Here is a 24,165-nt window from a genome sequence, read left to right as displayed (position 1 = left end):
ACAACCTGCCCGACAGCTTCCCCGGATACCCTCCTCCTCATGAGCAGGCCCGCCACCTTCGTCCCTCCGTCCGGCGCTCGTGCGTATCGGCTCGGCACCGCGCGCGGTGAGTTCGCCGTGATCGACGCCTCCGCGGCACCCGGCGTCGAAGCAAAGGGAACCGCGCTTCTGCTGCCAGGGTTCACCGGCAGCAAGGAGGACTTCATCGCCCTGCACGAACCACTGGCAGCGGCCGGATACCGGACCGTCGCCGTGGACGGACGGGGGCAGTACGAAACGCCGGGTCCAAGAGACGACGAAGCCCCGTACGCGCAGGCCGAGTTGGCGCGGGACGTACTCGCCCAGGTCGACGCGCTCACCGACACGCCTGCCGACCCGCCGCAGGACCGTGTCCACCTCGTCGGCCACTCGTTCGGCGGACAGGTCGCCCGGGCCGCCGTACTGCTCGACTCCACCCGCTTCCGTTCGCTCACCCTCATGGCCTCAGGGCCGGCCGAGATCTCCCCCTCGCAACAGCTGCGCGTCAAGCTGCTGCGGGACGCGCTCGCCGTGATGGACATGGCGCAGGTGTGGGACGCGATCCAGGCACTGGAGCCCCCGGAGGACGCGGCCGACCAGCAGGACCTGGACGCCGGACTCGACGACCTCGAAGAGCTCAGGCAGCGCTGGCTCGGCCACAGCCCCGCTCAACTCACCGCCGCGGGCCGCCAGTTGTGCACAGAACCCGACCGCGTCGCCGAACTGGCCGCCGTACCGATCCCGTTTCACGTCCTGTCGGGCGAACGCGACGACACCTGGCCGGTGCCCCTCCTGGACGACATGGCCGTACGCCTCAAGGCCCACCGCACGGTCGTACGGGGCGCCGAGCACTCCCCCAACTCGGACCGCCCGCTGGAAACGGCCGAAGCCCTGGCCACCTTCTGGAACCGGACCGACCGAACCAAGTACCAAACCAAGTAAAGACTCAAAAACTCAGTACTGCGCCTGCAAGTGCCCCCAGAACCCGTCCCGCAACGCCCGCCGCAGATCCGCCTGTCCCCGTAGCGAGTACTGCAGCAAGCCCTCCGCCTCCACCAGCAGATCCTGGTCGACAGGCCCGGGCAGATACGGATGCCCGGGCAGCAGGTCCGCCAGCGCCTCCCGCCCTCGCGCCCCCAGCCACTGCGCGGCGATCTGCGCCCCCACGAACCGAACGTCCTCCCGCGTGGGCCGCGCCCCGGCCGAGGCTTCGTACGAGGCGGCGGTGCGCCGGGAGACGTACGGCTTGAAGAACTCGAGGTCGAAGGTCCGCTGGCTGTCGACCTCCCAGAGCAACGGCTCCGCCTGGTTGCGCCCCTCCGGCGCCTCGATGCCCCAGAGGTGGACGCGCGCCCCGTACCCCTGCGCCGCCTCGACCGCGGAGACCAGGTCCTCGTCGCCCCCGATGAGTGAGGCGTCGCTGATGGCGCGGTGCCTGGCCAGTGACTCCAGGTCGCTGCGGATCAGGGAGTCGACGCCCTTCTGCTGGTTGTTGGCATTGAGGTTGCCCAGCCGGACCTTGACGTCGGGCAGCTCGGCGATGGACTGCTGCTCCGCGGTGTGGATGCGGCGGCGGGCGCCGTCGTACCAGTAGACGCGCAGCAGCCTGCTGTCCGCGAAGATCGTGCGAGCCCTGTCGATGAGCGCCTCGATGAGGCCCTCGGCATCGAGATCGAAGGCCCGGCGGTCCTCCGTACCGGCGACGAGCCGGCCCGCGGCCGCGTACAGGTAACCGGCGTCGACGAAGATCGCATGGGTGGACGGCGTCTTCGCCACCTCGGCGAGCATGCGCTGGAGCAGCTCGTTCGTGCGGTCCATACGCGCACTGAGGGCGGCCAGGGCGTCGGTTCCCGCGAAGTCGTCATTCATATGCGCCTCATTGTCGCAGGACGTCACTGTGTGAACACAAGCGGTCCATTACCAGTAGGTAGTTAGGCGTTCGAAAAATTTATTTAGCGTAGGGAATGTTTGTAACTGGCATCCCGTTGACTCGTTAGGGAACGCAGGGCACAGACGCCCCGTGCTCCACCTACCAGTAGTTCTCCTTCAGGAGGATGACCAGACGAAGGGAGAAGCCGTATGCGCTTCGAAATCATGCGCCTCGACGACGTCGACGGCACCGCCGTGGACACGACCGTCGTGGACGCCGCCTCCGTCAACCGGATCGTGCAGCAGGCCGCCGCCATCGGCCAGCGCATCCTGATCCGCCCGGCCGAATCTCAGGCCTCGTAACGCGCGGACGCCCGAGCACAGCACACTTCAGAACCCCGTACGGCATCGATGCCGTACGGGGTTCTGCATGTCCGGCTCCGCTCAGCTCGACTGGATCACCTGCGTGACTCCGTTGATGATCTGCTGCACGGCGATCGCGGAGAGCATCATGCCCGCGAGCCGGGTCACCAGGACGACCCCGCCGTCCTTGATGACGCGGATGATCAGCAGCGAGTACCGCATCACCACCCACAGCACGACATGGATGGCGAGGATCGCGGTCCACACCGCCGTCTGCGCCGCGACGCCGTCGGCCTTCTGCACCGCGAGGATGACGGACACGATCGCGCCCGGTCCCGCGAGCAACGGAATGCCCAGGGGTACGAGGGCGGCGTTGACGTCCTTGGTCTGCTTGGGCTCGTCCGTCTTGCCGGTGAGCAGGTCGAGGGCGATCAGCAGGAGCAGCAGGCCGCCCGCGATCATCAGCGCGGGCACGGACACATGGAGGTAGTTCAGGATCTGGTGCCCGAGCAGCCCGAACACGGTGATCACACCGCCGGCCACGCAGACGGCCTGGAACGCCATCCGCTTCTGCACCCGCGCCGGCCGTCCGGACGTGAGCGCGAGGAAGATCGGGGTGATCCCCGGGGGATCCATGATGACGAAGAGGGTGAGGAAGAGTGAGCCGAAGACGGCGAGGTCGAACACGGTGAGCCTTGGTGTGGGAAGGGGTGCGGCAGGGCAGGGAGGGTCAGATTCCCGCGGTCCCGCCCGCGCCCGGCACCGGGAAGGCCCCTGTGGCCCGCCGCGTGATCTCCCCGTAGATCTCGGGATCCGTGGTGAACTCCCCGAGTACACACGTCTTGCGGCTGCCGTGATAGTCGCTGGACCCGCTCGCCAGCAGCCCCAACTCGGCCGCCAGGCCCTTGAGTCGGGCCCGGGTCGCCGGGTCGTGGTCCATGTGGTCGACCTCGATCCCGTCGAGTCCGGCCGCCGCGAGCTCGGCGATCGCGGACTCCGGCACGACCTGGCCCCGCTTGGCCGCGGCGGGATGCGCGAAGACGGTCACGCCGCCCGCGGCCTTGACCAGCCGGATCGCCTCGAAGGGGTCCGACTCGTGCTTCTCGACGTAGGCCCGGCCGCCGTCGGCGAGCCAGTCGGGCGTGAAGGCGTCGGAGACACTGGGCACGACGCCCAGCTCGACCAGCGCGGTCGCGATGTGCGGCCGCCCCACGGACCCGTCGCCCGCGATCCGCGCCACCTGCTCCCAGGTCACCGGCACACCCAGCTCCTGGAGCTTACGGATCATGCCGTGGGCCCGCGGCACCCGGTCGTCGCGTACGAGCTCGCGCTCGCGCAGCAGGTCGGGCTCCTCGGGGTCGAAGAGGTACGCCAGCATGTGCAGGCCCACGCCGTCGAGGCGGCAGGAGAGTTCGGCTCCGGTGACGAGGGTGAGGCCTTCCGGGACCGCGGCGATGGCCTCGGCGTAACCGCGGGTGGTGTCGTGGTCGGTCAGCGCGACGACGTCCAGACCGGCCGCGGCGGCATTGCGCACCAGCTCGGCAGGAGTGTCCGTACCGTCGGAGGCAGTGGAGTGGGTGTGCAGATCAATGCGCACGAGCGCGGACTCCAGGCTCTGACCGGGCGGAAGGGGGCACTCCAGGGTAGCGGGAACCGCATCCGCCCCCGGCCGCGCCCCTGAGCGCCGTACTAAGCGGGTCCGGGGAAGTGCGGGTGCGTTCCCGCGCCCGCCGCGGTGGGGGTCCCCCCGCTCGAGCGAAGCCGAGAGTGGGGGAGGCTGATGTCACAGCCGGTGCGTGCTCTCGGCGTGCCGGACAAAGGTCCTCGATGGGGATGTCCCCGGTCGAACGAAGTTGAGACTGGGGGAGGAGCTACTTGGGCCTTTGGCCGGTGCGACGGGTGGGGGCACCTCCCACTCCCTTGAGGCAGTGGGGGAGCGTGCCGGGCGGCGTGGGGGCGTGCCTGAACTTCCCCGGGGTCGCTCAGGGCTCGAGAATGCGCGGCGACAGCGCCCCGCACGGCAGCAGGTCCACCTCCGCGCCCGCGTCCCGCACGTCGGTCAGTACCAGCTCGTCGTACATCAGCAGGCCCGACTGCTCGGGCCAGACGACCGCCCACAGCCACAGACCGAGTGCCTCGCCGGCGAAGACGGCGCGGTCGTCGGGGGTGCCGGAGACGAGCCAGAGGGGGGTCGGGCGGCCCGCCGCGAGGACCTTCGCCTGGGGCGGCTTCTCGACGTTCATGTACGGGCCCGGGTCCGGGCCGTCCATGCCCGCGTACCGCGCGCCGAGGCCCACGCCGAGCTCCTCGGCGATGAGCACCAGCTCTCCTATACCGCCGAGCGGGCCCGGACCCGAGCAGGCCACGGCCGTGGCACGGCCGCCGCTGCGGTCGTCGCCCGCGAAGGCCGCACCCGTGAAGAGCCAGCCGACGGGCAGGGGCCATGGCATCCACACCGGTACGCGCGCACGGTGCACCACGACGCTGAGGGCCTCGACGCTGGGCGGGATCACGGGCTGCAGCGGGTGCACAGGGCCGTGCACATCACACTGCCAGGAATCGGCAAAGAGTCCGGGAGCCCTGACCCGGCCACCACACTTCGGGCAACTGGGTTCGCCCCTCATAGGCCCCAACGGTCCTCCCCGGCTGTCGCCGCGTCAAGGACGATCACCCGTCCGGCGAGCCACGTCGCCGCCGACTGAACGAGTGTGACATTCCCAACTGGCTGATGCCAGCGGACGGTTCGGTTCAATCGAGGGACACGGATCTGCGCGAGGGGTCGCGCAGATCCGTTCCACCGGTGAGCCAGCGCTCCCTCAACGCCTGCGCGCCGTGCACCCGCTTCCACGCCGCCTCGTTCGGCGTCATCGGGAGCAGCGGCAGGAAACGTACGGGATCGAGGGGCTCGTCCAGATCCAGGTCCTCGACGAGGCCGCCCGGCTCGGCGACCAGTACGGAGGTGAACGGGGCACCCGGCCACAGGGGTTCGCCGACGTCCAGCGAGGCTCCGGGGGCCACGACCAGCCCCTCGACCTGCGGAGACGCGGCCAGTACGGCGAGCGGGCGGAGCACCTTGTCGGTGTCGGCGAGGCCCGCGCGTACGGAGAGGACCAGCTCGGCGCGCGGGCCCCTGAGCGGGTCGGCGAGGGCCGCCGTGGGGTCGGTCATCGGCTGCGCGGACATGCCGAGCGTGGCATAGCGCACGATCTCTTCCCCGGCGGCTCCGCCACTGAAGCGGAGTACCTCGATGCGGTCCGTGCCGAGGAAGGTGACCGCGGCGCGCGCGTCCGGTTCGCCCAGCGCGGTGCGCAACCGGGCCTCCACCAAGGGAAGAACATCAGCCATACGGCGAGCATATGCTGCGCCTTTTCGGGGGTTTCTGCCCGGTTCCCGGGAGCGGCAAGGCCAAAGAAGCGACTTGACACGCCAGTCGACTGATAGTCTTGGCCGCTGGTCGGGGCAGCACGCAGAAGCGTCGCTCTCGAGTCCCGACGCACGGACACTCCCCCACGGGGGATGGATCTCCCCTACGGGGGACCGGCCGGAGGAGGTGGGGCTCCATGGATCGAAGTCGACCGTGTAGTACTACCCGCTCTTCCGGCTGCTGAGTTCCTCAAAACCGAGCTCTACTGGCTGCCGCCTCCCGTACTCGCGTCACGCGTGTCGGTGCATGACGGAAGAGCACTTCGTTTTTGCCTGATCTGTCTGATCTGTATCAGTAGCGAAGCTGCCACCGCGACGGTGCGGTGCTCCCCGCTTTGCGGACGTGCCAAACATCCTCAGTCAGGACGTCCCCATTCCGGGCAGTTCCAACCGTTGCCGGCGGCTCGTACGCGAAGGAGCCTGCCATGTCGATGATCCGAGACCTGCGCGCCGCGGTCCGCCCCTCGCCGCGCAAGGACGGCGGTACGTACGACACCACCCGCGCGGCCGGGACGAACTCGGCTGTCGTGGACTGCGCCATCTACCGCGACGGCGCTCGCGTCGCGTTCCCCGCCCCCCTCACGCCCCATGAGGCGATGCTCCAGGTGCGCCGTGACGGCGGCTTCGCCTGGATCGGGCTGCACGAGCCCACGGAGGACGAATTCGCCGTCATCGCCCGCGAGTTCGGGCTGCACCCGCTCGCCGTCGAGGACGCGGTGCACGCCCACCAGCGGCCCAAGCTGGAGCGCTACGACGAGACGCTCTTCACCGTCTTCAAGACCATCCACTACGTGGAGCACGACGAACTCACCGCCACCAGCGAGATCGTGGAGACCGGCGAGGTGATGTGCTTCACCGGACGGGACTTCTTCATCACCGTGCGGCACGGCGGGCAGGGCTCGCTGCGGGCACTGCGGCACCGGCTGCAGGACGACCCCGAGCTGCTCGCCAAAGGGCCGTCGGCCGTGCTGCACGCGATCGCCGACCATGTCGTCGACGGGTACATCGCGGTCGCGGACGCCGTGCAGGACGACATCGACGAGGTCGAGACGGCGGTGTTCTCGCCGGGGCGCAAGGGCGGGACCTCGCGTGGTGTCGACTCGGCGCGGATCTACCAGCTCAAGCGTGAGGTACTGGAGTTCAAGCGGGCGGTGTCCCCGCTGCTGCGGCCCATGCAGCTGCTGAGCGAGCGGCCGATGCGGTTGGTGGACCCCGACATCCAGAAGTACTTCCGCGATGTCGCCGACCACCTCGCGCGCGTGCAGGAGCAGGTCGTCGGCTTCGACGAGTTGCTCAACTCGATCCTCCAGGCCAACCTCGCCCAGGCCTCGGTCGCGCAGAACGAGGACATGCGCAAGATCACGTCCTGGGCGGCGATCATCGCCGTGCCGACGATGATGTGTGGCGTCTACGGCATGAACTTCGACTACATGCCGGAGCTGCGCTGGAAGTTCGGGTACCCGCTGGTGCTGAGCGTCACGGTGGGGATCTGCTTCGCGATCCACCGCACGCTGAAGCGCAACGGATGGCTGTGAGCGGGCACGGCCGGCTGCGAGCGGGCTGGATACCCTTGCTGCCATGACGGAAGAGCTGCTCGACCAGGCCCTCGTCGAGGAGGCCACCAAGAAGTCCGCGCTCGTGTGGGTGCGGGGTGGTGGCGCACCGGAGCCGGACCGTGCCCTGTGGCACGTGTGGTTCGAGGGCGCCGTGTGCCTGGTCGGGGACGGGCCCGGTGAGCAGCCGTTGCCGGGGCTGGTCGACGGGGGCGAGGCGGTGGTCACCGTACGCAGCAAGGACAAGGGCGGGCGGCTCGTTTCCTGGTCGGCGAAGGTCGTGGAGCCGGCTCCCGGGTCCCCCGAGTGGGACGCCGCGGTCGGCGAGCTGAAGGGCAAGCGGCTGAACGCTCCGGATGGCGAGGCCATGCCGGAGCGGTGGGCTCGAGAGTGTCGGGTGCTTCGCCTGGAGCCGACGGGGGATACGGCGCCGCTGCCTGACGGGTCGCTTGCGGCTGTGCCAGTGCCTTCGCCGGCGATTACGCGGGGGCCGGTCCCGGCGGGGGTGCATCGGTTGCTGTTTCGTGGGCGCAAGCGGCGGTAGCTGCGCTAGCAGGACGGTTTTAAGCTGCGGGTACGTTGTGGCTGGTCGCGCCCGCGCGGCTGAGCCGCAGATTGATACAGCCCCGCGCCCCTGAGGGCGCGATCCTGCACCGGACTTCAGCAAGTGGCCCAAGTCCTTGCCCAGCCCTCTACGACTCCGGTAGCTGCTGCCCGTAGTCCACCATCTCGTTCTTCGCCGGTTCCTCCAGGGGGAAGTCCTTGCCCCAGTCGGTCAAGCGGATCGTTCCCGCGCCGCCTGCTCGGGCCAGGACCAGGGGGTAGGGCTTGCCCTCCAGGGAGACGTCCAGGGTGCCGCCTGAGCCCTTGTCGCCGGTGATGCGGATCGTGCGGATGCCGGAGCGCTCGTGGTGGCCGTCCGTGGCGAGGGTGCCGTGGAGGGTGAGGAGGCCGTCGAGGAGCACGTCCTTGTCGGTGAAGCCGGTGAAGCGCTGGTAGGCGGGGTCGCCCTGCGGGACCTTCACGTACAGGCCGCCGAGTTTTTCGGCGGCCTCCGCGTCCGCGTCGCTGTCCTCCCCCTCGCCGCCCTCGCCGCCCTTGTCGTCCTCGTCGGCCCAGAAGTCCGCGTCGGCCTTCAGGAACAGGTGCTCGCCGACCCGCAGCAGCCGGAAGGTCGTGTCCTGTGTGGTGACGGAACCGGTGCCGCCGTCGGCCTTGAGGCGCATGTCGAGTTTGTACGTACGCCCGTTGCTGACGACCGAGCCCGAGAGATGGACCGCGTCCGCGCTTCGGGCCGCCTGGGTCGTCTTGGCCTGGATCTTTTCGGCGGAGAGCTTGCCGACCCCGTTCGTGCCCGCGTTCGGGTCCTCGTCACCGCACCCCGTCAGCCCTGTCCCCGTCACGACCAATGCGCACATCGCGCTCATGAGTGCGGCCCGGCGGGTACGGCCCTGGAGAAATGCAGACACAGGTGGGGGGCGCCTCTCATGCGGGAGTCCTCAACGGCGTACGGCAGCGTACCTGTGCCGTCTGCGCACTCCGGAGGCAGTCCGTCCGGGCTGTGTGCCGGGGCGTGTCCAGTCGGGACGGGCTAGCCTGAAGCCCGCAAAAGCGGATATATCGATAAGAGATCGGTAAGTAGGGAGGAGGTGTGCGGCATGGCCGCAGGCGCTTCCCGGATCTTCGTCTCGCACCTCTCCGGCGTCGCCGTCTTCGACCCGAACGGCGACCAGGTGGGCCGGGTGCGTGATCTCGTCGCCATGCTGCGCGTCGGACGACGCCCGCCCCGGCTGCTGGGCCTCGTCGTCGAGCTGTCCACGCGCCGGCGCATCTTCCTGCCCATGACGCGGGTGACCGGCATCGAGTCGGGCCAGGTCATCACCACCGGCGTCCTGAACGTACGGCGCTTCGAGCAGCGGCCCACCGAGCGGCTCGTCATCGGCGAACTGCTCGACCGGCGCGTACATCTCGTCGAGACCGGCGAGGAGGTGACGGTCCTGGATGTGTCGGTCCAGCAGTTGCCGGCCCGCCGCGACTGGGAGATCGACCGGGTTTTCGTACGGAAGGGGAAGGCCGGCACCTTTCGGCGGTCCAAGGGAGAGACGCTGACCGTCGAGTGGTCCGCCGTGACCGGGTTCTCGCTCGAGGAGCAGGGGCAGGGTGCCGAGAGCCTCCTCGCCACCTTCGAGCAGTTGCGCCCGGCCGACCTCGCGAACGTGCTGCACCATCTCTCGGCCAAGCGGCGCGCGGAGGTTGCCGCGGCCCTCGACGACGACCGGCTCGCCGATGTCCTCGAGGAACTGCCCGAGGACGACCAGATCGAGATCCTCGGCAAGCTCAAGGAGGAGCGCGCCGCCGACGTCCTGGAGGCGATGGACCCCGACGACGCGGCCGACCTGCTGGCCGAGCTGCCGGAGGAGGACAAGGAGCGACTGCTCGCACTGATGCGCCCGGACGACGCGGCGGACGTACGACGGCTGATGGCGTACGAGGAGCGGACCGCGGGTGGTCTGATGACCACCGAGCCGATCGTGCTGCAGCCGGACGCGACGGTCGCCGACGCGCTGGCCCGGGTCCGCAACCCCGACCTCTCCCCCGCGCTGGCCGCCCAGGTGTACGTGTGCCGCCCGCCCGACGAGACGCCGACCGGCAAGTACCTCGGCACGGTCCACTTCCAGCGGCTCCTGCGCGACCCTCCGTACACGCTGGTCGGCGCGCTCGTCGACGATGATCTCCAGCCGCTCGAACCGGAGGCCCCGCTGCCGGTGGTGGCGGGCTTCTTCGCGGCGTACGACATGGTCGCGGCGCCTGTCGTCGACGAGAGCGGGTCGCTGCTGGGCGCGGTGACCGTGGACGACGTACTCGACCACATGCTGCCGGAGGACTGGCGCGAGACGGAGTTCCATCTGGACGCGGAGACCGAGGGGGTCGCTCATGGTTCCTGAGCGCGACACCCGCGATCGGGTTCCTGTGGGCGTCACCGGACGCCCGCGCATCCGGCTCGACCAGCCGCTGCCGCCGCGCCGCCGGCTGGTGCCCGAGTGGGACCCGGAGGCCTTCGGGCGGCTGTCGGAGCGGATCGCGCGGTTCCTGGGGACCGGGCGGTTCCTCTTCTGGATGACGGTCGCCATCATCCTGTGGGTGCTGTGGAACGTCGCGGCGCCCTACGACCTGCGCTTCGACGACTACCCGTTCATCTTCCTGACCCTGATGCTCTCGCTTCAGGCCTCGTACGCCGCCCCGCTGATCCTGCTCGCGCAGAACCGGCAGGACGACCGCGACCGGGTCAATCTCGAGCAGGACCGCAAGCAGAACGAACGGTCGATCGCGGACACCGAGTATCTGACCCGTGAGATCGCCGCGCTGCGCGCCGGTCTCGGCGAGGTCGCCACCCGCGACTGGATCCGCTCCGAACTCGAGGACCTGGTCAGGGAGCTGGAGGAGCGACGCCCCGACGGACGGGTCGTATTCCCGGCAGAACACCCGCGCGGACGTGATGTAAGCGACCGCTGACGGACTTCTCCAGGGTGGGTGGAAGCCCCGTACCATCGTTGGTATGGCTACGGAAGACGCGGTGCGCGCAGCGCTGGCGACGGTGAACGACCCCGAGATCCATCGGCCCATCACCGAGCTGGGGATGGTCAAATCGGTAGAGATCGGGGCGGATGGCGCGGTCGCGGTCACCGTGTACCTGACCATCTCCGGCTGCCCCATGCGCGAGACCATCACCGACAACGTGACGAAGGCGGTCGAAGCGGTCGACGGTGTCACGCGCGTCGACGTCACGCTGGACGTGATGAGCGACGAGCAGCGCCGCGAGCTGGCGTCCGCGCTGCGCGGCGGGCAGGCCGAGCGCGAGGTCCCGTTCGCCAAGCCGGGCTCGCTCACACGCGTGTACGCGGTCGCCTCCGGCAAGGGCGGCGTCGGCAAGTCGTCCGTGACCGTGAACCTGGCGGCGGCGATGGCGGCGGACGGACTGAAGGTCGGTGTCGTGGACGCCGACATCTATGGCCACTCCGTGCCCCGCATGCTGGGCGCCGACGGTCTTCCCACCCAGGTCGAGAACATGATCATGCCGCCGTCCGCGAACGGCGTGAAGGTCATCTCGATCGGCATGTTCACCCCGGGCAACACACCGGTCGTATGGCGCGGCCCGATGCTCCACCGCGCGCTGCAGCAGTTCCTGTCGGACGTGTACTGGGGCGACCTGGACGTCCTTCTCATGGACCTCCCTCCGGGCACCGGCGACATCGCGATCTCGGTCGCGCAGTTGGTGCCGAACGCCGAGATCCTGGTCGTGACGACGCCTCAGCAGGCCGCCGCGGAGGTCGCCGAGCGGGCCGGTTCCATCGCCGTCCAGACTCACCAGAAGATCGTGGGCGTGGTCGAGAACATGTCCGGTCTGCCCTGCCCGCACTGCGACGAGATGGTCGACGTCTTCGGCACGGGCGGCGGCCAGCGGGTCGCCGACGGCCTGACGCGCACGACCGGCGCGACGGTCCCGGTGCTGGGCAGCATCCCGATCGACGTCCGCCTCCGCGAGGGCAGCGACGAGGGCAAGCCGGTCGTCCTGACCGACCCCGACTCCCCCGCGGGCTCGGCCCTGCGCTCGATCGCGGGCAAGCTGGGCGGCCGCCAGCGGGGGCTGTCGGGGATGTCGCTGGGGATCACGCCGCGCAACAAGTTCTGAGGTCAGTACGCAAGTGGGGGCGCCGTCTCGGGAGACGGCGCCCCCACTTGCGTATCGGCTGGGCTTACGACGTGCCGGCTAGGCGTACGCCGCGATGTCCTTGATCACGGCGAAACCCAGGCCGTACGCGCTCATCCCCCGCCCGTACGCGCCCAGGTGCACACCCTGCTGCGTGGAGCCCGCGAGGACCCAGCCGAACTCGGACTCGCGGTAGTGGAAGGATGCCGGAGCCCCGTCCACGGGGAGCGAGAGGCGGGACCAGTCCGGGCCGGTCAGGTCGTCCGCCAGGGCCCACGCCGTCTCAGTCTGCTGGTCCAGCCAGTCGTCGCGCAGGGTGTGGTCCATGTGGCCGGGCCATGTGCAGGACAGCAGCCCCACGCCCGCGAGCCAGGCCGCGGAGGACACCGAGGTGGCCTCCAGTATTCCGGTGCCGTCGGCGCTGCGCCGCACGGGGTTGGCCGCGACGGTGACCACGACCGCGAAGCGTTCCTTGTCGTCCGTCGTCGACTCACTGCGCACGGATGGTTCGTCGCCGTGCCCGATCGAGCCGTGCTCCACGGCTCCGTCGGCCGCGGTGCCGACCTTCATCAGCCAGCGCGGTCCTGTGAAGGCCTCGTCGAGGCCGTACCACGGAAAGGGCGCCAGCAGGTAGCCGTCGACCGTGCGCCGGGCGGAGGGGGCCGGTTGTCCGCCCTCCGCGTCCGGCGCCTGCGCGCCTACCCGACTTGTCGTCTCCATTGCCCGGACGCCTCCTCGCTCTCGTCGGACCGAAACGGCCCACCCCCCATCGGGCGTCCCTCCGGTCCGCACAACAACTAGGCAGGATAGCCACAGGTGCGGAGCGAGCTGTGAAACCGGTCGGCGGGTGGGTCGCGTACGCGTCAGGCTGCGACCGCTGTGAGCAGGCAGAACTCGGTGGCGCAGGGCTCTTGAAGCTCGAGGGCAAACGGCCCAGGGGGCGTACGCCTCAGGTCGCGTCCGCGTCGAACGGGGGGCGCTCGAGCTGCTCGGGCTTCTTCGTCATGTCGACGGTGCCGCCGGACCCCGAGGAGCCCGAGGAGGTGGAGGAGGCCGACTCTGATTCGCGGCCGTGCACCGCGTCCGTGACCTCGGCCATCTCCTTCTTCATGTCGAAGCCGTTACGGATCTCCTTGAGCCCCAGTTCGTCGTTGTCCAGCTGCTTGCGGATGAACGTCTTGGGGTTGAGGTCCTCGAACTCGAAGTCCTTGAACTCCGGGCCGAGTTCATCACGGATGTCCGCCTTGGCGCTCTCCGAGAACTCACGGATCTTGCGAATGGTGCGCGTGACGTCCTGGATCATCTTCGGGAGCTTCTCCGGACCGAAGACGAGCACGGCAAGGACAACGAGCGCCACCAGCTCGAGCGGTCCTATGTCATTGAACACCTTGCAGCTCCTCGGGATGTCCTCGGCCTCGGCGGGATTCTTCCGTGGTCCGGGCCGGATCCACGGTACCCGGCGTTCCTGTCTGTCCGGTACTGTCCGGCGTCTTACTCGTGCCGTTCCTGTCAGTTCGTGATGCGGTTCCTGTTGGTTCCCGTCTGTTGTTGTCCCCTGTCGTCCCCTCTGTGGTCTCCCTTGCTGTCTCGTCCATTGCTGTCAGTCGCCGTCGGCGGAGCCGAGGACGAGGGTGATCTTCCGCTCCTTGCCGTCGCGCTCCAGGGTCAGCTCCAAGCGGTCGCCGGGGCGGTGGGCGCGGGTCTTGACGATGAGCTCTTCACCTGAGCGGACGCGCTGGCCGTCGACCTCGGTGATGACGTCGCCGGCCTCGATGCCGGCCCGGTCGCCGGGGCCGCCCTTGGTGACCGGCGGGCCGCTTTCGCCGCCCTTGGTGCCGACGCGGGCACCGTCACCCGTGAAGTCCATGTCGAGCGTGACACCGATCACCGGGTGCGTGGCCTTGCCGGTGTTGATCAGCTCCTCGGCCACGCGCTTGCCCTGGTTGATGGGGATGGCGAAGCCCAGGCCGATCGATCCCGCCTGGCCGCCCTCCAGGTCGGAGCCGCTGTCGGCGGAGCGGATGGCGCTGTTGATGCCGATGACGCGGGCCTTGGAGTCGACGAGAGGGCCGCCCGAGTTGCCGGGGTTGATCGGAGCGTCGGTCTGCAGGGCGTCGACGTACGAGACGTCGCTGCCGTCGCCCGACTCGCCGCCCGCGGTGATGGGCCGCTCCTTGGCGCTGATGATCCCGGAGGTCACGGTGTTCTCGAGGTCGAACGGCGCGCCTATCGCCACCACCGGGTCGCCGACCTGGACGTTGTCGGAGTTGCCGAGTGGCAGGGGCTTGAGGCCGTTGACTCCGCTCACCTTCACGACGGCGAGGTCGTAACCGGTGTCGCCCCCGACGAGTTTGGCCTTGGCACTCTCGCCGCCACTGAAGGTCACGGAGATGTCGCCGCTCGCTCCGGCGGGCTCCACGACGTGGTGGTTGGTGAGGATGTGCCCGCGCTCGTCGAGCACGAAGCCGGTGCCCGTGCCCTGCGCCTCGGACCCGCTCACATGCAGGGTCACCACGCTGGGCAGCGCACTGGCCGCGATCCCGGCCACGCTGTCCGGCGCCCGCCCTTTGGCCTCCGTCCCGGCCTGCGGCAGCTCTACGTCCTCGATCCCGCCGTTCCGCTCGAGATACGCCCCTACGGCGCCTCCGAGGCCTCCGGACACCAGCGCGACGAGTGCGGCTCCGAGAACCAGCAACCGCCTGACGCGTTTACGCCGGTTGCCTTTGCTGTCGACGGCGGCGCCGTTCTGCTGGAGAGGGGCGGCGGCCCAGGGGTCGTAGTGCTGCCAGGGGGTTGGCGGTTGGGGGGCTTGGGGGCCTTGAACGGGTTGCGGGGATTGAGGGATTTGGGCTGGGGCTTGAGGGGGTGAGACTTGAGGGCCTGGGGCCGGGCTTGAGTGGTGGGTCTGGGCCGTGTACGGGCCGGGCGGGACGGGCCCTGCGGGTGCGGGCAGGTGGGGGCCGGGCGGGACAGGCGCTGCAGGCGCGGGTAGGTGAGCTCCGTGGGCGGGGCCCGCTCCAGGCGCGGCGGCGTGCATCGGAGCCGCGGCTCCGACGGGACCGTTCTGCGGCGGAGTCACCGCCTGTCCGGGCACACCATGGCCCGCGGTCACCCCGGGTGGTGTGCCGGTGCCATGCCCCGAAGTCGCCGCCGGAACGGCCGTACCCTGCGCGGGAGTCGCCCCCGGATGCTGCACCGGCGGCGCGGGCGCGTAGGGCCCGGGCTCCCCGTACGGAGGCGTACTGTACGGATCCGGATCATGCAGAGGCTTGGTGCGCTCATCGGACCCGCGGCCGACAGGCACGCTCGCGCCGCCGCGGAAGTCGTCCGACACGGAGGAACCGCTCCCCGGCGCGCCCCCCGCTCCGTACAGCCCCCCGGACGATTCACCATCGCCCGCCTCCCGGGCAGGCGCGGCGCCCGCAGGCCGTTCCAGCTCGAAGTCGCCCTCGGTGTTCTCACGGCGGAGCCCACTCGCGGTGTCCTCCGCGTGCCCGATCGGGGTCGGGGTGCCGTCAGGCGTGGCTGGATTCGTCCCGTCCCCCGCGGAAGCGGAGTGCTTCCCCTCGTCCATGCTCTCCCCACACCTGGCCCGCGGCACGGCGCATCGGCGTGCGCCGCGGATTGTCGACTCCGCGCCCCGGGTCCCTCCGGCGGGCGCGGCCCATCCCTGGATTCAACCAGGTTCGCCGGCCGCCGCGCAGAGGGCGGGTTCAGCGGGCGGAGGGAGGCGAGGGCGAGGCGGACGACTCGGGGATCGGCACGAGGGCCGACAGCCCGGGCATCGTGAAGTGAGACGTCGTCGACCACGAGGTCAGCGAGACCGGCGGAGGCATCTCGAGGGGACGTATGAGCGGGGACATCGCGGTGGCACCGCCTACCGCAGGCGCGGTCAGCAGATGCGGCGAACGCGAGTCCTGCTGTCCGGCCGGCGGGGGCCCTCCGGGCAGCAGCGGCGCGGACACCTCGGTCGGTGCGACCTGCTCCGCGTTGAAGGAACGCTGCCCCTGTGCGAGCAGCGGCGCGAAGCCACGGCGGCGCTGCTCGGGCGTCGTCGCCGCGCCCGTACCCTGCGCACGCGCCGGGGTCACATTGCTGCCCGAGCCGGACCCGGCCCGTGCGTCCGCGCTGTCGGGCACACCGGTCGACACCCCGCCGAGCGCGACCGCGGCCAGCGATACGGCCCCGGCCGCGACGAACGCGAAGCGCAGCCCGCGTGATGCCGAGCGGTCGGCCTCACGTCTGCTGATGTCATGGATACGGAACCCGCGCTGCTCCGAGGGCAGCACGGCGGCATGCGGGCCGTTCGGCACATACTCGAACGGGTCGTGCCGCACGCTGAAGGCGCCGGACGACCCGAAGCCTCCTCCACCCAGCCGGGAGCCGCCCCCGCCCCCGTCACTTCCCCCGGGCAGCCCCTGGAGGCGGGCCAGGAAGCTCTCGGAGGGCGGTGGTGGGGCCGCTTCCGCGAATACGTTCTTCAGTCGTCGTTGCTCATCTGCTTCGGCCTTGCACTTCGCGCAGGTGGCGAGGTGGGCCAGGACGCGCTCGCGCGCCTCATGACCGAGCTCCCCGTCCACCAGGGCGGAGAGTCGGTCTCCCAGGTGCTGCTCTGCCGGCGTAGGACGTGATCCACTCACGCGGTCGCGCCCCCTCCTCCCAGAGCGGGCACTCCGGTGACTACCAGGCCACGGCGCTCGGCGCGGGCCTCGGGCGACCGGTGGGCGAGGGCCTTGCGGAGCTGCGAGCGGCCACGGTGGATCCGGCTGCGGACCGTGCCGAGCTTGACGCCCAGAGTCGCGGCGATCTCCTCGTACGAAAGCCCCTCGATGTCACACAGGACGACCGCGGCACGGAATTCGGGCGCAAGGGTGTCGAGTGCCTGCTGGACGTCCGCGTCGAAATGCGTGTCGTTGAAGACCTGCTGCGGTGACGGCTCACGGCTGGGCAGCCGCTCGGCCGCGTCGTCGCCGAGCGCGTCGAACCGGATGCGCTGCTTGCGGCGCACCATGTCCAGGAAGAGGTTGGTGGTGATGCGGTGCAGCCAGCCCTCGAAGGTGCCGGGCGTGTAGGTCGACAGGGAGCGGAAGACCCGGACGAAGACTTCCTGGGTCAGGTCCTCGGCATCGTGCTGATTGCCCGTCAGGCGGTATGCGAGCCGGTAGACCCGGCCGCTGTGCATGCTGACGATCTCCTCCCAGGTGGGCGGAGTCCACGCCTGCGAGTCCGCGTCGGACGTGAAGGTCGCGGTCTGAGCGGAATCGGCAGCGCGGTACTTGTCAGCTGTGTTGGTCACGGATTTCGGCTCACCTGCCGATCTGAGCAGGCGCCTCAGCACCCCTCCTCGATCCCCAGGCGCAGCCGCACCTCCCCTGTCGGCTCTGGTGGTGTCCAGTGGAGCCCCTACCATAGCCACCTCGCCCGTTAGCTCCGGATAAGCGGTTTTACGAGAAATTGATGCGCGCTTCCGCGATTGCGTCAGCACTTGCTCGGTGTCCTGGTTCATCTGCTACCCCCCGCGTCGTCCCACACCCCTCTAAACGCCCGGTCCCATCTGCGGGTTCCCGACGCCAACGGATACAGTCACGCCCAGGCAACCACGGGGACGGGAGAGGGTCATTAGCGGCAACCGGCAGACGAGCTGGGCGTTCGCCGACGCCTTTGTCGCCGAGGACGACACGCTGCACTGGGCCCGGGACCGGGCCCAGGAGGCAGGGCTGCGCTCGGTGTCGCCCGGCACCGGCGCCGCGCTGCGGTTGCTCGCCGCCACCGTGGGCGCCAAAGCAGTGGCGGAGATCGGAACCGGAACCGGAGTTTCCGGAATTCATTTGCTGCACGGCATGCGGCCGGACGGTGTACTGACCACCGTCGACACAGAGCCGGAGCGCCAGCAGTTCGCCCGGCAGGCCTTCCGCGCCGCCGGCTTCGCCAGTAATCGCGCGCGCTTCATTCCGGGCCGCGCCCTGGATGTTCTGCCCCGGCTCGCGGACTCCGGATACGACCTCGTCTTCTGTGACGGAGACCGTCTGGAATACCTGGACTATCTCGCTGAATCGTTGCGTCTGCTGCGCCCGGGCGGCCTTGTCTGTTTCGAGGGCGTCTTCTCCAACGGCCGGACAGTGGACTCGGGCCCGCAGCCGACGGAAGTACTGCGTCAGCGCGAGCTGCTGCGCACGGTCCGCGAGACCCAGGACCTGGTGCCCTCACTGCTGCCGGTGGGCGACGGCCTGCTGTGCGCGGTCAAGCGCTGAGCGCGCCCTCCCCCTTTTTTTAGAGCTCGGTTCGCCTCCGGGGCGCTGCAGCCGGTGTCGAGAGGCCGATCGTGCTCGACCCTTCGGGCCTCCGCGCTCCCCCACTCTCGGCTTCGCTCGAGCGGGGGGACCCCCATGGCCTCTCGACACCGTCGCGCCCCTTCGGCTCACTCGCTGTAGGGCACCGAATGCTGCAATTCCCCTAAAGCTGCAGTGGCCCGTGAAACGTGAAAACAGTGCCCCGGCACCAACCGCGGTGCCGGGGCAGCTGAAAACTTATCGTCGCTCCCGCGTCAGCCGACGACCTTCTTGAGGGCGTCGCCGAGCGCGTCGGCCTCGTCAGGAGTCAGCTCGACGACGAGCCGACCGCCGCCTTCGAGCGGAACGCGCATGACGATGCCCCGCCCCTCCTTGGTCACCTCGAGCGGGCCATCACCCGTCCGCGGCTTCATGGCCGCCATGCTCGTTCCCCTTCCTGAAACCAGCTCATCGTCGCCGACGGCCCCTTCGAGGGCACACGTCCACTTCTCGGACACGCGTCACCGGCATCGAACACATTGCTTCCAAGCCATTATCCCGCATCTCAGGACCCGATGACCAACATCAGTCGGCATCGCTTGCGCAACGCACTTGAGCAAAACCACTCAATTCGGCGATGTGACTGCGATACTGCGCCGCCGTGTCGACTTTCGGGTGCCGGAATTCTTTGACGCAGGTCACATGTCTGAACGCAGCCACTCCTCATGATCTACGCCATGCTGTCCTCGGACGACCACGAAAACGACTATGAAGACGACGACGAAGCCGTGACACCGGAGGGGACCCACCATGGCCGACACCGTGCTCTACGAAGTGAGCGACGGACTCGCGACGATCACGCTGAACCGCCCCGAGGCGATGAACGCGATGAACACCGAGACCAAGGTCGCCTTCCGGGACGCGGCACAGGCGGCAGCGGCGGACGGCTCCGTACGGGCCGTGCTGCTCACCGCCGCCGGTGACCGGGCCTTCTGCGTGGGCCAGGACCTGAAGGAGCACGTGGGCGGGCTGCTCGCGGCGCGCGAGTCAGGCGCCGGCAAGGACAGCGGGGGCGTCATGAGCACGGTGCGGGAGCACTACAACCCGGCCCTGCGGGCCCTGGCTGGAGCGGCGAAGCCGGTGGTGGCGGCCGTCAACGGTGTCGCGGCCGGGGCCGGCTTCGGCTTCGCGCTCGCCGCGGACTATCGCATCGTCGCCGATACGGCCTCCTTCAACACGTCGTTCGCCGGGGTCGCGCTGACCGCCGACTCCGGCCTGTCCTGGACGCTGCCGCGCATCGTCGGCCCCGGCCGGGCCGCCGACCTCCTGCTCTTCCCGCGCAACCTCACCGCCCAGGAGGCGTACGAACTCGGAATCGCCAACCGCGTCGTCCCCGCCGCCGAGCTGGCCGCCGAGGCCGTGAAGGTGGCCCGCGCACTGGCCGAGGGACCGACGCTGGCGTACGCCGCCCTCAAGGAGTCCCTCTCCTACGCCCTGTCCCACTCCCTGGACGAGGCCCTGGAGAAGGAGGACGAACTGCAGACCCGGGCGGGTGCTTCCGAGGACCACTTGATCGCGGTGCAGGCGTTCATCAACAAGGAGAAGCCGAAGTATCTCGGCCGATAGGGCAGCCGCGACCAGCAGGGGTTCAGCGGGCACGGCTCAGTGGCCGCGTGCCACGCAATCCGCCAGGTGGTCGTCGACCAGCCCGCACGCCTGCATCAGCGCGTACGCCGTGGTCGGGCCCACGAAGCGGATGCCGCGCTTTTTCAGGGCCTTGGAGAGGGCCGTCGACTCGTCGGTGACCGCCGGTACATCGGCGAGGGTCTTCGGAGCTGGACGGGAGGCGTGGTCCGGCGCGTACGACCAGATCAGCTCGTCCAGCTCTCCGGGGGACCAGTCGGCCAGCACGCGCGCGTTGGCGACCGTCGCCTCGATCTTCGCGCGGTTGCGGATGATGCCCGGGTCGGCGAGGAGCCGCTCCTTGTCGGCGTCCGTGAAGGTGGCGACCTCGGTGATCTTGAAGCCGGCGAAGGCGGTACGGAAGCCCTCGCGGCGGCGCAGGATCGTGATCCAGGACAGGCCCGACTGGAAGGCCTCCAGGCACAGCCGCTCGTACAGCGCGTCGTCACCGTGGACCGGGCGGCCCCACTCCTGGTCGTGGTACGTCACGTAGTCCTCGGTCGACAGGGCCCAGGGGCAGCGCAGCGCTCCGTCGGGCCCCTTCAGTGCCTCGCTCACCGGTGGTCCTCCTCCGTGTGCTGCTCCAGGGAGGCGTTCCGGGACGCCCTCGCTCCGGCCAGCGCGGACTCCAGGTCGGCGATCCGGGCGTCGCGCTCGGCCAGTTCGGCGGCGAGGCGGCCGAGGGCGTCGTCCACGTCCGCCATGCGGTAGCCGCGGACGGTCACCGGGAAACGAAGCATCTCCACGTCGCCGCGGTGCAGCGGGCGGTCCAGGGGCAGGGGGTCCACGAAGCGCTCGGGCGGGGCCTCGGGCAGGGCGGTGCCTTCGCCGCCGCCCACCACGGAGAGGGTCACCGCGCCGACGACCACGACGAGGGCGACGACCAGGAACAAGAACATGAACATCGCTGCGGTCCCCCACGCTCTGCTTCCGGCTGTTGCCGGCTGTTGCCGACGCGCTGCGCGTCGACGCGGAAAGTGTCAGGCTCCGATCGTGCCATGCGACTCTGACAGTTAGGGTCTGTCCGGCGGATCAGGTCGGAGGAGACTTACGGTGCCTGATAAGCGCGGGTGAGCGGGGTCTGGTGCGTGCAGCTGCAAGGCGGAGGAGGGAGTCGACGCGGAGCGTCGGCGAGTGACGACAACGCGGCAGATGTGCGTGCCAGACCCCGCGTCTCCGGCATGATCCGCCGGACAGACCCTAGGTCGCAGGCGGCCGATCCAGGCGGCGGAACGGCGACCACTGCGAACGACTGGGAGAGGTCACAGGGGATGCTCAGGCTGGGCGGGCGCGAGTTCGACGCGCATGAACCGGTGATCATGGCGATCGTGAACCGGACCCCCGACTCCTTCTACGACCAGGGGGCCACCTTCCGCGACGAGCCGGCGCTCGCGCGAGTGGAAGAGGCGGTGTCAGAGGGTGCTGCCATCATCGACATCGGTGGGGTCAAGGCCGGTCCCGGGGAGGAGGTGAGCGCCGAGGAGGAGGCGCGACGCACGGTGGGTTTCGTCGCCGAGGTGCGGCGCCGGTTCCCCGACGTGATCATCAGCGTCGACACCTGGCGGCACGAGGTCGGTGAGGCGGTCTGCGAGGCGGGCGCAGATCTGCTCAACGACGCGTGGGGCGGCGTCGATCCGCGGCTCGCGGAGGTCGCCGGGCGATTCGGAGTGGGACTGGTGTGTACGCACGCGGGGGGTACACGGCCTCGTACACGTCCGCATCGGATCGCGTACGACGATGTCATGGTCGACATCCTGCGGGTCACCCTCGGGCTGGCCGAGCGCGCGGTCTCGCTCGGAGTGCCGCGGGAGTCCGTGCTCATCGATCCCGGGCACGACTTCGGCAAGAACACGCGGCACAGTCTGGAGGCCACGCGCCGACTCGACGAGATGGTCGCCACGGGGTGGCCCGTACTGGTCTCCCTCTCCAACAAGGACTTCGTCGGCGAGACCTTGAACAAGCCGGTCAAGGAACGGGTCCTCGGCACCCTCGCCACGACGGCCGTCTCGGCGTGGCTGGGCGCGCGGGTGTACCGCGTCCACGAGGTCGCGGAGACCCGCCAGGTGCTGGACATGGTCGCGTCGATCGCCGGGCACCGGCCGCCGACGGTTGCTCGGCGGGGGTTGGCGTAGTCCTGGCGGGGTGGCGCCGGGGAGGGTTCTTCGCCCCGCCCCCCTACCTCCCCGCCTCCTTCGACACCAACGCCACCGCCTCGTCCACGTCGTCCGTCAGGTGGAACAGCAGCAGGTCCTTCTCCGACGCCTTCCCCTGGGCGATGAGCGTGTTCTTGAGCCAGTCCACCAGACCGCCCCAGTACTCCGTGCCGAAGAGGACGATGGGGAAGCGCGTGACCTTCTGGGTCTGGACGAGGGTGAGGGCCTCGAAGAGTTCATCGAGGGTGCCGAGGCCGCCGGGCAGGACCACGAAACCCTGTGCGTACTTGACGAACATCATCTTGCGCACGAAGAAGTAGCGGAAGTTGAGGCCGATGTCGACGTAGGGGTTGAGCCCCTGCTCGAAGGGCAGCTCGATGCCGAGCCCGACCGAGATGCCCTTCGCCTCGCAGGCACCCTTGTTGGCGGCCTCCATGGCGCCCGGGCCACCGCCCGTGATGACGGCGAAGCCTGCCTTCACCAGCCCGTAGCCCAGCGCGACCCCGGCCTCGTACTCCGGCGATCCCACCGGCGTACGGGCCGAGCCGAACACACTGATCGCGGCCGGGAGTTCGGCAAGCGTGCCGAAGCCCTCGATGAACTCCGACTGGATGCGCAGCACCCGCCAGGGGTCGGTGTGCACCCAGTCCGAGGGCCCGCCCGCGTCCAGCAGCCGCTGGTCCGTCGTGCTCGCCTGCACCTGGCCACGTCTGCGCAGCACTGGGCCGAGCTGCCGCTCCTCCGGTGGCTGCTTCTTGCCCTCCGGGTCGCCAGTAGCCATGTCCGCTCCCTCCGCTTGCAGGTCGTTCCGCCCCAGCGTAGATCTACGCTGGTTACGGTGGGGGGACGTCGGCATGTCCGCCATGAACCGCCCTCAGGTACGGGCAGGACCTCACGTACGGGTCAGGACGTCAGGTACGGGTCAGGACGTCAACCAGGCCCGCAGCCGTTCCTCCCCTGCCAGAATCTTCCCCGTTTCGACCCGTTCATCTCGCTTGTGCGCCAAGTGCGGGTTCCCGGGACCGTAGTTGACGGCCGGAACGCCGAGCGCGCTGAAGCGGGAGACGTCCGTCCAGCCGTACTTGGGCTGCGGAGTGCCACCGACCGCCTCGATGAACGCGACGGCCGCCGGGTGGGACAGGCCGGGCAGCGCCGCCCCGCTGTGGTCGTCGACCACGAACTCCTCGACCCCGCAGTCCGCGAACACCTCGTGCACGTGGGCGAGGGCCTCCTCCTCGCTACGGTCGGGCGCGTAACGGAAGTTGACGGCCACCACGCACTCGTCGGGGATGACGTTGCCCGCCACTCCGCCCTCGATCCGGACGGCATTGAGCCCCTCGCGGTACTCAAGACCGTCGATGACCGGATAGCGCGGCTCGTACGAGGCCAGACGGGCGAGGATCGGGGCAGCCGCGTGGATCGCGTTCGAGCCCATCCAACTGCGCGCCGAGTGGGCGCGCTCGCCGCGCGTCTTCAGCAGCACCCGCAGCGTCCCCTGGCAACCGCCCTCCACCTGCCCGTCCGAGGGCTCCAGCAGTACCGCGAAGTCGCCCTCCAGCCAGTCCGGATGGGCCTCGGCCACATGCTTCAGGCCGTTCAGGTGAGCGGCCACCTCTTCGTTGTCGTAGAAGACGAACGTGAGGTCTCGATTGGGCTCGGGCACGGTGGCCGCGATCCGCAGCTGCACGGCGACACCCGCCTTCATGTCGCAGGTGCCGCAGCCCCACAGCACGCCGTCCTCGTCCAGGCGCGAGGGGACGTTGCCGGCGATCGGCACCGTGTCGATGTGCCCGGCGAGGATGACGCGCTCGGCCCGCCCCAGACTCGTACGGGCGACGACGTTGTTGCCGTACCGGTCGACCGTCAGATGCGGCAGGGCACGCAGCGCGGTCTCGACGGCGTCCGCGAGTGGCTTCTCGCTGCCGCTCTCCGAGGGGAAGTCGACGAGCTGCGCGGTGAGCCGGGCGGCGTCAAGGGCGAGGTCAAGTGGGGTGTCGGCCATGCCGTCGACCCTAAGCGACCCCGGGGAAGTTCAGGCACGCCCCCGTACGGACCTTCCCGGTGGCCGCTTTGAGACAACCCTCCACATCTTGTTGACTAATTGTCCACAGCCCGGCCATCCGACC

General features: G+C 69.7%; 26 protein-coding genes. 10 read left to right on the top strand and 16 right to left on the bottom strand.

Features of this window, described 5'->3' with window-relative positions:
• Window positions 1–39 precede the first annotated feature (39 nt).
• A complete protein-coding gene (locus OP79_RS11360; RefSeq protein WP_033319979.1) occupies window positions 40–960 on the top strand; it encodes an alpha/beta fold hydrolase in 921 nt (306 codons plus the stop codon).
• A 12-nt stretch (window positions 961–972) separates the two neighbouring features.
• Here the strand turns inward: OP79_RS11360 and OP79_RS11355 are convergent, their stop codons facing one another.
• Entirely contained in the window at window positions 973–1,887 is a 915-nt protein-coding gene (locus OP79_RS11355; RefSeq protein ID WP_033319978.1) for an NYN domain-containing protein, read from the bottom strand.
• A 210-nt stretch (window positions 1,888–2,097) separates the two neighbouring features.
• On the opposite strand from OP79_RS11355, the gene OP79_RS55960 reads away from it, so the two are divergent.
• Window positions 2,098–2,250 carry a hypothetical protein gene (locus OP79_RS55960; RefSeq protein WP_169786184.1) on the top strand — a complete coding sequence of 51 codons (153 nt, stop codon included), beginning with the start codon at window positions 2,098–2,100 and terminating at the stop codon, window positions 2,248–2,250.
• An 81-nt stretch (window positions 2,251–2,331) separates the two neighbouring features.
• On the opposite strand, the gene OP79_RS11350 is transcribed toward OP79_RS55960, so the two are convergent.
• From OP79_RS11350 to OP79_RS11335, 4 genes are all read right to left on the bottom strand, one after another.
• On the bottom strand, window positions 2,332–2,937 hold the full coding sequence (locus OP79_RS11350; RefSeq protein ID WP_033319977.1) for a MarC family protein: 606 nt from the start codon (window positions 2,935–2,937) through the stop codon (window positions 2,332–2,334).
• 43 nt (window positions 2,938–2,980) lie between these two features.
• Window positions 2,981–3,847, bottom strand: coding sequence for a PHP domain-containing protein (locus OP79_RS11345; protein ID WP_033319976.1), 867 nt, complete (start codon window positions 3,845–3,847; stop codon window positions 2,981–2,983).
• 385 nt (window positions 3,848–4,232) lie between these two features.
• Complete coding sequence (locus tag OP79_RS11340) at window positions 4,233–4,874, bottom strand: DUF6758 family protein (RefSeq protein ID WP_033319975.1); 642 nt, start codon at window positions 4,872–4,874, stop codon at window positions 4,233–4,235.
• Between the two features lie 124 nt (window positions 4,875–4,998).
• Window positions 4,999–5,595, bottom strand: coding sequence for a suppressor of fused domain protein (locus OP79_RS11335; protein ID WP_033319974.1), 597 nt, complete (start codon window positions 5,593–5,595; stop codon window positions 4,999–5,001).
• 503 nt (window positions 5,596–6,098) lie between these two features.
• Between OP79_RS11335 and OP79_RS11330 the strand changes: the two genes are divergently transcribed.
• Together OP79_RS11330 and OP79_RS11325 are read left to right on the top strand one after the other, a co-directional pair.
• The gene (locus OP79_RS11330) at window positions 6,099–7,208 is read left to right on the top strand and encodes a magnesium and cobalt transport protein CorA (protein WP_033319973.1); all 1,110 of its coding nucleotides are present in this window, start codon (window positions 6,099–6,101) and stop codon (window positions 7,206–7,208) included.
• A gap of 43 nt (window positions 7,209–7,251) precedes the next feature.
• Window positions 7,252–7,770, top strand: coding sequence for a hypothetical protein (locus OP79_RS11325; RefSeq protein ID WP_033319972.1), 519 nt, complete (start codon window positions 7,252–7,254; stop codon window positions 7,768–7,770).
• A gap of 148 nt (window positions 7,771–7,918) precedes the next feature.
• On the opposite strand, the gene OP79_RS11320 is transcribed toward OP79_RS11325, so the two are convergent.
• Complete coding sequence (locus OP79_RS11320) at window positions 7,919–8,695, bottom strand: hypothetical protein (RefSeq protein ID WP_033319971.1); 777 nt, start codon at window positions 8,693–8,695, stop codon at window positions 7,919–7,921.
• Between the two features lie 189 nt (window positions 8,696–8,884).
• Between OP79_RS11320 and OP79_RS11315 the strand changes: the two genes are divergently transcribed.
• The 3 genes from OP79_RS11315 to OP79_RS11305 are packed head-to-tail and all read left to right on the top strand — an operon-like array spanning window position 8,885 to window position 11,916.
• Window positions 8,885–10,171 (top strand): magnesium transporter MgtE N-terminal domain-containing protein, encoded by a 1,287-nt coding sequence (locus OP79_RS11315; protein ID WP_033319970.1) that lies wholly within the window; start codon window positions 8,885–8,887, stop codon window positions 10,169–10,171.
• Window positions 10,161–10,739 (top strand): DUF1003 domain-containing protein, encoded by a 579-nt coding sequence (locus tag OP79_RS11310; protein ID WP_033319969.1) that lies wholly within the window; start codon window positions 10,161–10,163, stop codon window positions 10,737–10,739. Before OP79_RS11315 ends, OP79_RS11310 begins: the two co-directional genes overlap by 11 nt.
• 43 nt (window positions 10,740–10,782) lie before the next feature.
• Window positions 10,783–11,916: an Mrp/NBP35 family ATP-binding protein gene (locus OP79_RS11305; RefSeq protein WP_033319968.1), complete on the top strand. Its 1,134-nt coding sequence runs from the start codon at window positions 10,783–10,785 to the stop codon at window positions 11,914–11,916.
• A gap of 78 nt (window positions 11,917–11,994) precedes the next feature.
• Here OP79_RS11305 and OP79_RS11300 read toward each other — a convergent pair whose 3' ends face one another.
• The 5 genes from OP79_RS11300 to sigE all read right to left on the bottom strand — a co-directional run bounded on the left by OP79_RS11300 (window position 11,995) and on the right by sigE (window position 17,272).
• Entirely contained in the window at window positions 11,995–12,654 is a 660-nt protein-coding gene (locus OP79_RS11300) for a hypothetical protein (RefSeq protein WP_033319967.1), read from the bottom strand.
• Window positions 12,655–12,883: 229 nt separating this feature from the next.
• On the bottom strand, window positions 12,884–13,321 hold the full coding sequence (locus tag OP79_RS11295) for a sec-independent translocase (protein WP_033319966.1): 438 nt from the start codon (window positions 13,319–13,321) through the stop codon (window positions 12,884–12,886).
• Window positions 13,322–13,534: 213 nt separating this feature from the next.
• Window positions 13,535–15,238, bottom strand: coding sequence for a trypsin-like peptidase domain-containing protein (locus tag OP79_RS11290; protein ID WP_245685294.1), 1,704 nt, complete (start codon window positions 15,236–15,238; stop codon window positions 13,535–13,537).
• A gap of 409 nt (window positions 15,239–15,647) precedes the next feature.
• Window positions 15,648–16,574: an anti-sigma factor family protein gene (locus OP79_RS11280; RefSeq protein WP_033319963.1), complete on the bottom strand. Its 927-nt coding sequence runs from the start codon at window positions 16,572–16,574 to the stop codon at window positions 15,648–15,650.
• On the bottom strand, window positions 16,571–17,272 hold the full coding sequence (gene sigE, locus OP79_RS11275) for an RNA polymerase sigma factor SigE (protein ID WP_033319962.1): 702 nt from the start codon (window positions 17,270–17,272) through the stop codon (window positions 16,571–16,573). Before sigE ends, OP79_RS11280 begins: the two co-directional genes overlap by 4 nt.
• Before the next feature lie 214 nt (window positions 17,273–17,486).
• On the opposite strand from sigE, the gene OP79_RS11270 reads away from it, so the two are divergent.
• A complete protein-coding gene (locus OP79_RS11270; RefSeq protein WP_078491728.1) occupies window positions 17,487–18,185 on the top strand; it encodes an O-methyltransferase in 699 nt (232 codons plus the stop codon).
• 293 nt (window positions 18,186–18,478) lie between these two features.
• Here OP79_RS11270 and OP79_RS51525 read toward each other — a convergent pair whose 3' ends face one another.
• Window positions 18,479–18,646, bottom strand: coding sequence for a DUF3117 domain-containing protein (locus OP79_RS51525; RefSeq protein ID WP_003966491.1), 168 nt, complete (start codon window positions 18,644–18,646; stop codon window positions 18,479–18,481).
• A gap of 367 nt (window positions 18,647–19,013) precedes the next feature.
• Here OP79_RS51525 and chcB point away from each other — a divergent pair, with 367 nt between their 5' ends.
• Window positions 19,014–19,829, top strand: coding sequence for a 2-cyclohexenylcarbonyl CoA isomerase (gene chcB, locus OP79_RS11265; RefSeq protein ID WP_033319960.1), 816 nt, complete (start codon window positions 19,014–19,016; stop codon window positions 19,827–19,829).
• A gap of 36 nt (window positions 19,830–19,865) precedes the next feature.
• Here the strand turns inward: chcB and OP79_RS11260 are convergent, their stop codons facing one another.
• Together OP79_RS11260 and OP79_RS11255 are read right to left on the bottom strand one after the other, a co-directional pair.
• Window positions 19,866–20,444, bottom strand: a complete 579-nt coding sequence (locus tag OP79_RS11260; protein WP_033319959.1) for a DNA-3-methyladenine glycosylase I — start codon at window positions 20,442–20,444, stop codon at window positions 19,866–19,868.
• A complete protein-coding gene (locus OP79_RS11255; RefSeq protein WP_033319958.1) occupies window positions 20,441–20,791 on the bottom strand; it encodes a DivIVA domain-containing protein in 351 nt (116 codons plus the stop codon). The genes OP79_RS11260 and OP79_RS11255 overlap by 4 nt, the downstream gene beginning before the upstream one ends.
• 366 nt (window positions 20,792–21,157) lie before the next feature.
• Between OP79_RS11255 and folP the strand changes: the two genes are divergently transcribed.
• Window positions 21,158–22,018, top strand: a complete 861-nt coding sequence (gene folP, locus OP79_RS11250; protein ID WP_033319957.1) for a dihydropteroate synthase — start codon at window positions 21,158–21,160, stop codon at window positions 22,016–22,018.
• Between the two features lie 43 nt (window positions 22,019–22,061).
• On the opposite strand, the gene OP79_RS11245 is transcribed toward folP, so the two are convergent.
• Together OP79_RS11245 and dapE are read right to left on the bottom strand one after the other, a co-directional pair.
• Window positions 22,062–22,820 (bottom strand): LOG family protein, encoded by a 759-nt coding sequence (locus OP79_RS11245; RefSeq protein ID WP_033319956.1) that lies wholly within the window; start codon window positions 22,818–22,820, stop codon window positions 22,062–22,064.
• Between the two features lie 141 nt (window positions 22,821–22,961).
• Window positions 22,962–24,041 (bottom strand): succinyl-diaminopimelate desuccinylase, encoded by a 1,080-nt coding sequence (gene dapE, locus OP79_RS11240; RefSeq protein ID WP_033319955.1) that lies wholly within the window; start codon window positions 24,039–24,041, stop codon window positions 22,962–22,964.
• Window positions 24,042–24,165 lie beyond the last annotated feature (124 nt).

Origin of the sequence: Streptomyces yerevanensis (assembly GCF_000716805.1) — a bacterium.
GTDB classification, from domain to species: Bacteria; Actinomycetota; Actinomycetes; order Streptomycetales; family Streptomycetaceae; genus Streptomyces; species Streptomyces flaveus.
Note: the sequence above shows the minus strand (reverse complement) of the source record. Positions and strands in the feature narration are given on the sequence as shown.

What these genes read in the sequence shown, in the direction of transcription:
- OP79_RS11305 (WP_033319968.1), top strand. Translation starts at nt 10,783, where the DNA reads ATGGCTACGGAAGACGCGGTGCGCGCAGCGCTGGCGACGGTGAACGAC.
- OP79_RS11355 (WP_033319978.1), bottom strand. Translation starts at nt 1,887, where the DNA reads ATGAATGACGACTTCGCGGGAACCGACGCCCTGGCCGCCCTCAGTGCG.
- OP79_RS11255 (WP_033319958.1), bottom strand. Translation starts at nt 20,791, where the DNA reads ATGTTCATGTTCTTGTTCCTGGTCGTCGCCCTCGTCGTGGTCGTCGGC.
- OP79_RS11330 (WP_033319973.1), top strand. Translation starts at nt 6,099, where the DNA reads ATGTCGATGATCCGAGACCTGCGCGCCGCGGTCCGCCCCTCGCCGCGC.
- OP79_RS51525 (WP_003966491.1), bottom strand. Translation starts at nt 18,646, where the DNA reads ATGGCGGCCATGAAGCCGCGGACGGGTGATGGCCCGCTCGAGGTGACC.
- OP79_RS11315 (WP_033319970.1), top strand. Translation starts at nt 8,885, where the DNA reads ATGGCCGCAGGCGCTTCCCGGATCTTCGTCTCGCACCTCTCCGGCGTC.
- OP79_RS11340 (WP_033319975.1), bottom strand. Translation starts at nt 4,874, where the DNA reads ATGAGGGGCGAACCCAGTTGCCCGAAGTGTGGTGGCCGGGTCAGGGCT.
- chcB (WP_033319960.1), top strand. Translation starts at nt 19,014, where the DNA reads ATGGCCGACACCGTGCTCTACGAAGTGAGCGACGGACTCGCGACGATC.
- OP79_RS11335 (WP_033319974.1), bottom strand. Translation starts at nt 5,595, where the DNA reads ATGGCTGATGTTCTTCCCTTGGTGGAGGCCCGGTTGCGCACCGCGCTG.
- folP (WP_033319957.1), top strand. Translation starts at nt 21,158, where the DNA reads ATGCTCAGGCTGGGCGGGCGCGAGTTCGACGCGCATGAACCGGTGATC.
- OP79_RS55960 (WP_169786184.1), top strand. Translation starts at nt 2,098, where the DNA reads ATGCGCTTCGAAATCATGCGCCTCGACGACGTCGACGGCACCGCCGTG.
- OP79_RS11300 (WP_033319967.1), bottom strand. Translation starts at nt 12,654, where the DNA reads ATGGAGACGACAAGTCGGGTAGGCGCGCAGGCGCCGGACGCGGAGGGC.
- OP79_RS11360 (WP_033319979.1), top strand. Translation starts at nt 40, where the DNA reads ATGAGCAGGCCCGCCACCTTCGTCCCTCCGTCCGGCGCTCGTGCGTAT.
- OP79_RS11325 (WP_033319972.1), top strand. Translation starts at nt 7,252, where the DNA reads ATGACGGAAGAGCTGCTCGACCAGGCCCTCGTCGAGGAGGCCACCAAG.
- OP79_RS11245 (WP_033319956.1), bottom strand. Translation starts at nt 22,820, where the DNA reads ATGGCTACTGGCGACCCGGAGGGCAAGAAGCAGCCACCGGAGGAGCGG.
- dapE (WP_033319955.1), bottom strand. Translation starts at nt 24,041, where the DNA reads ATGGCCGACACCCCACTTGACCTCGCCCTTGACGCCGCCCGGCTCACC.
- OP79_RS11310 (WP_033319969.1), top strand. Translation starts at nt 10,161, where the DNA reads ATGGTTCCTGAGCGCGACACCCGCGATCGGGTTCCTGTGGGCGTCACC.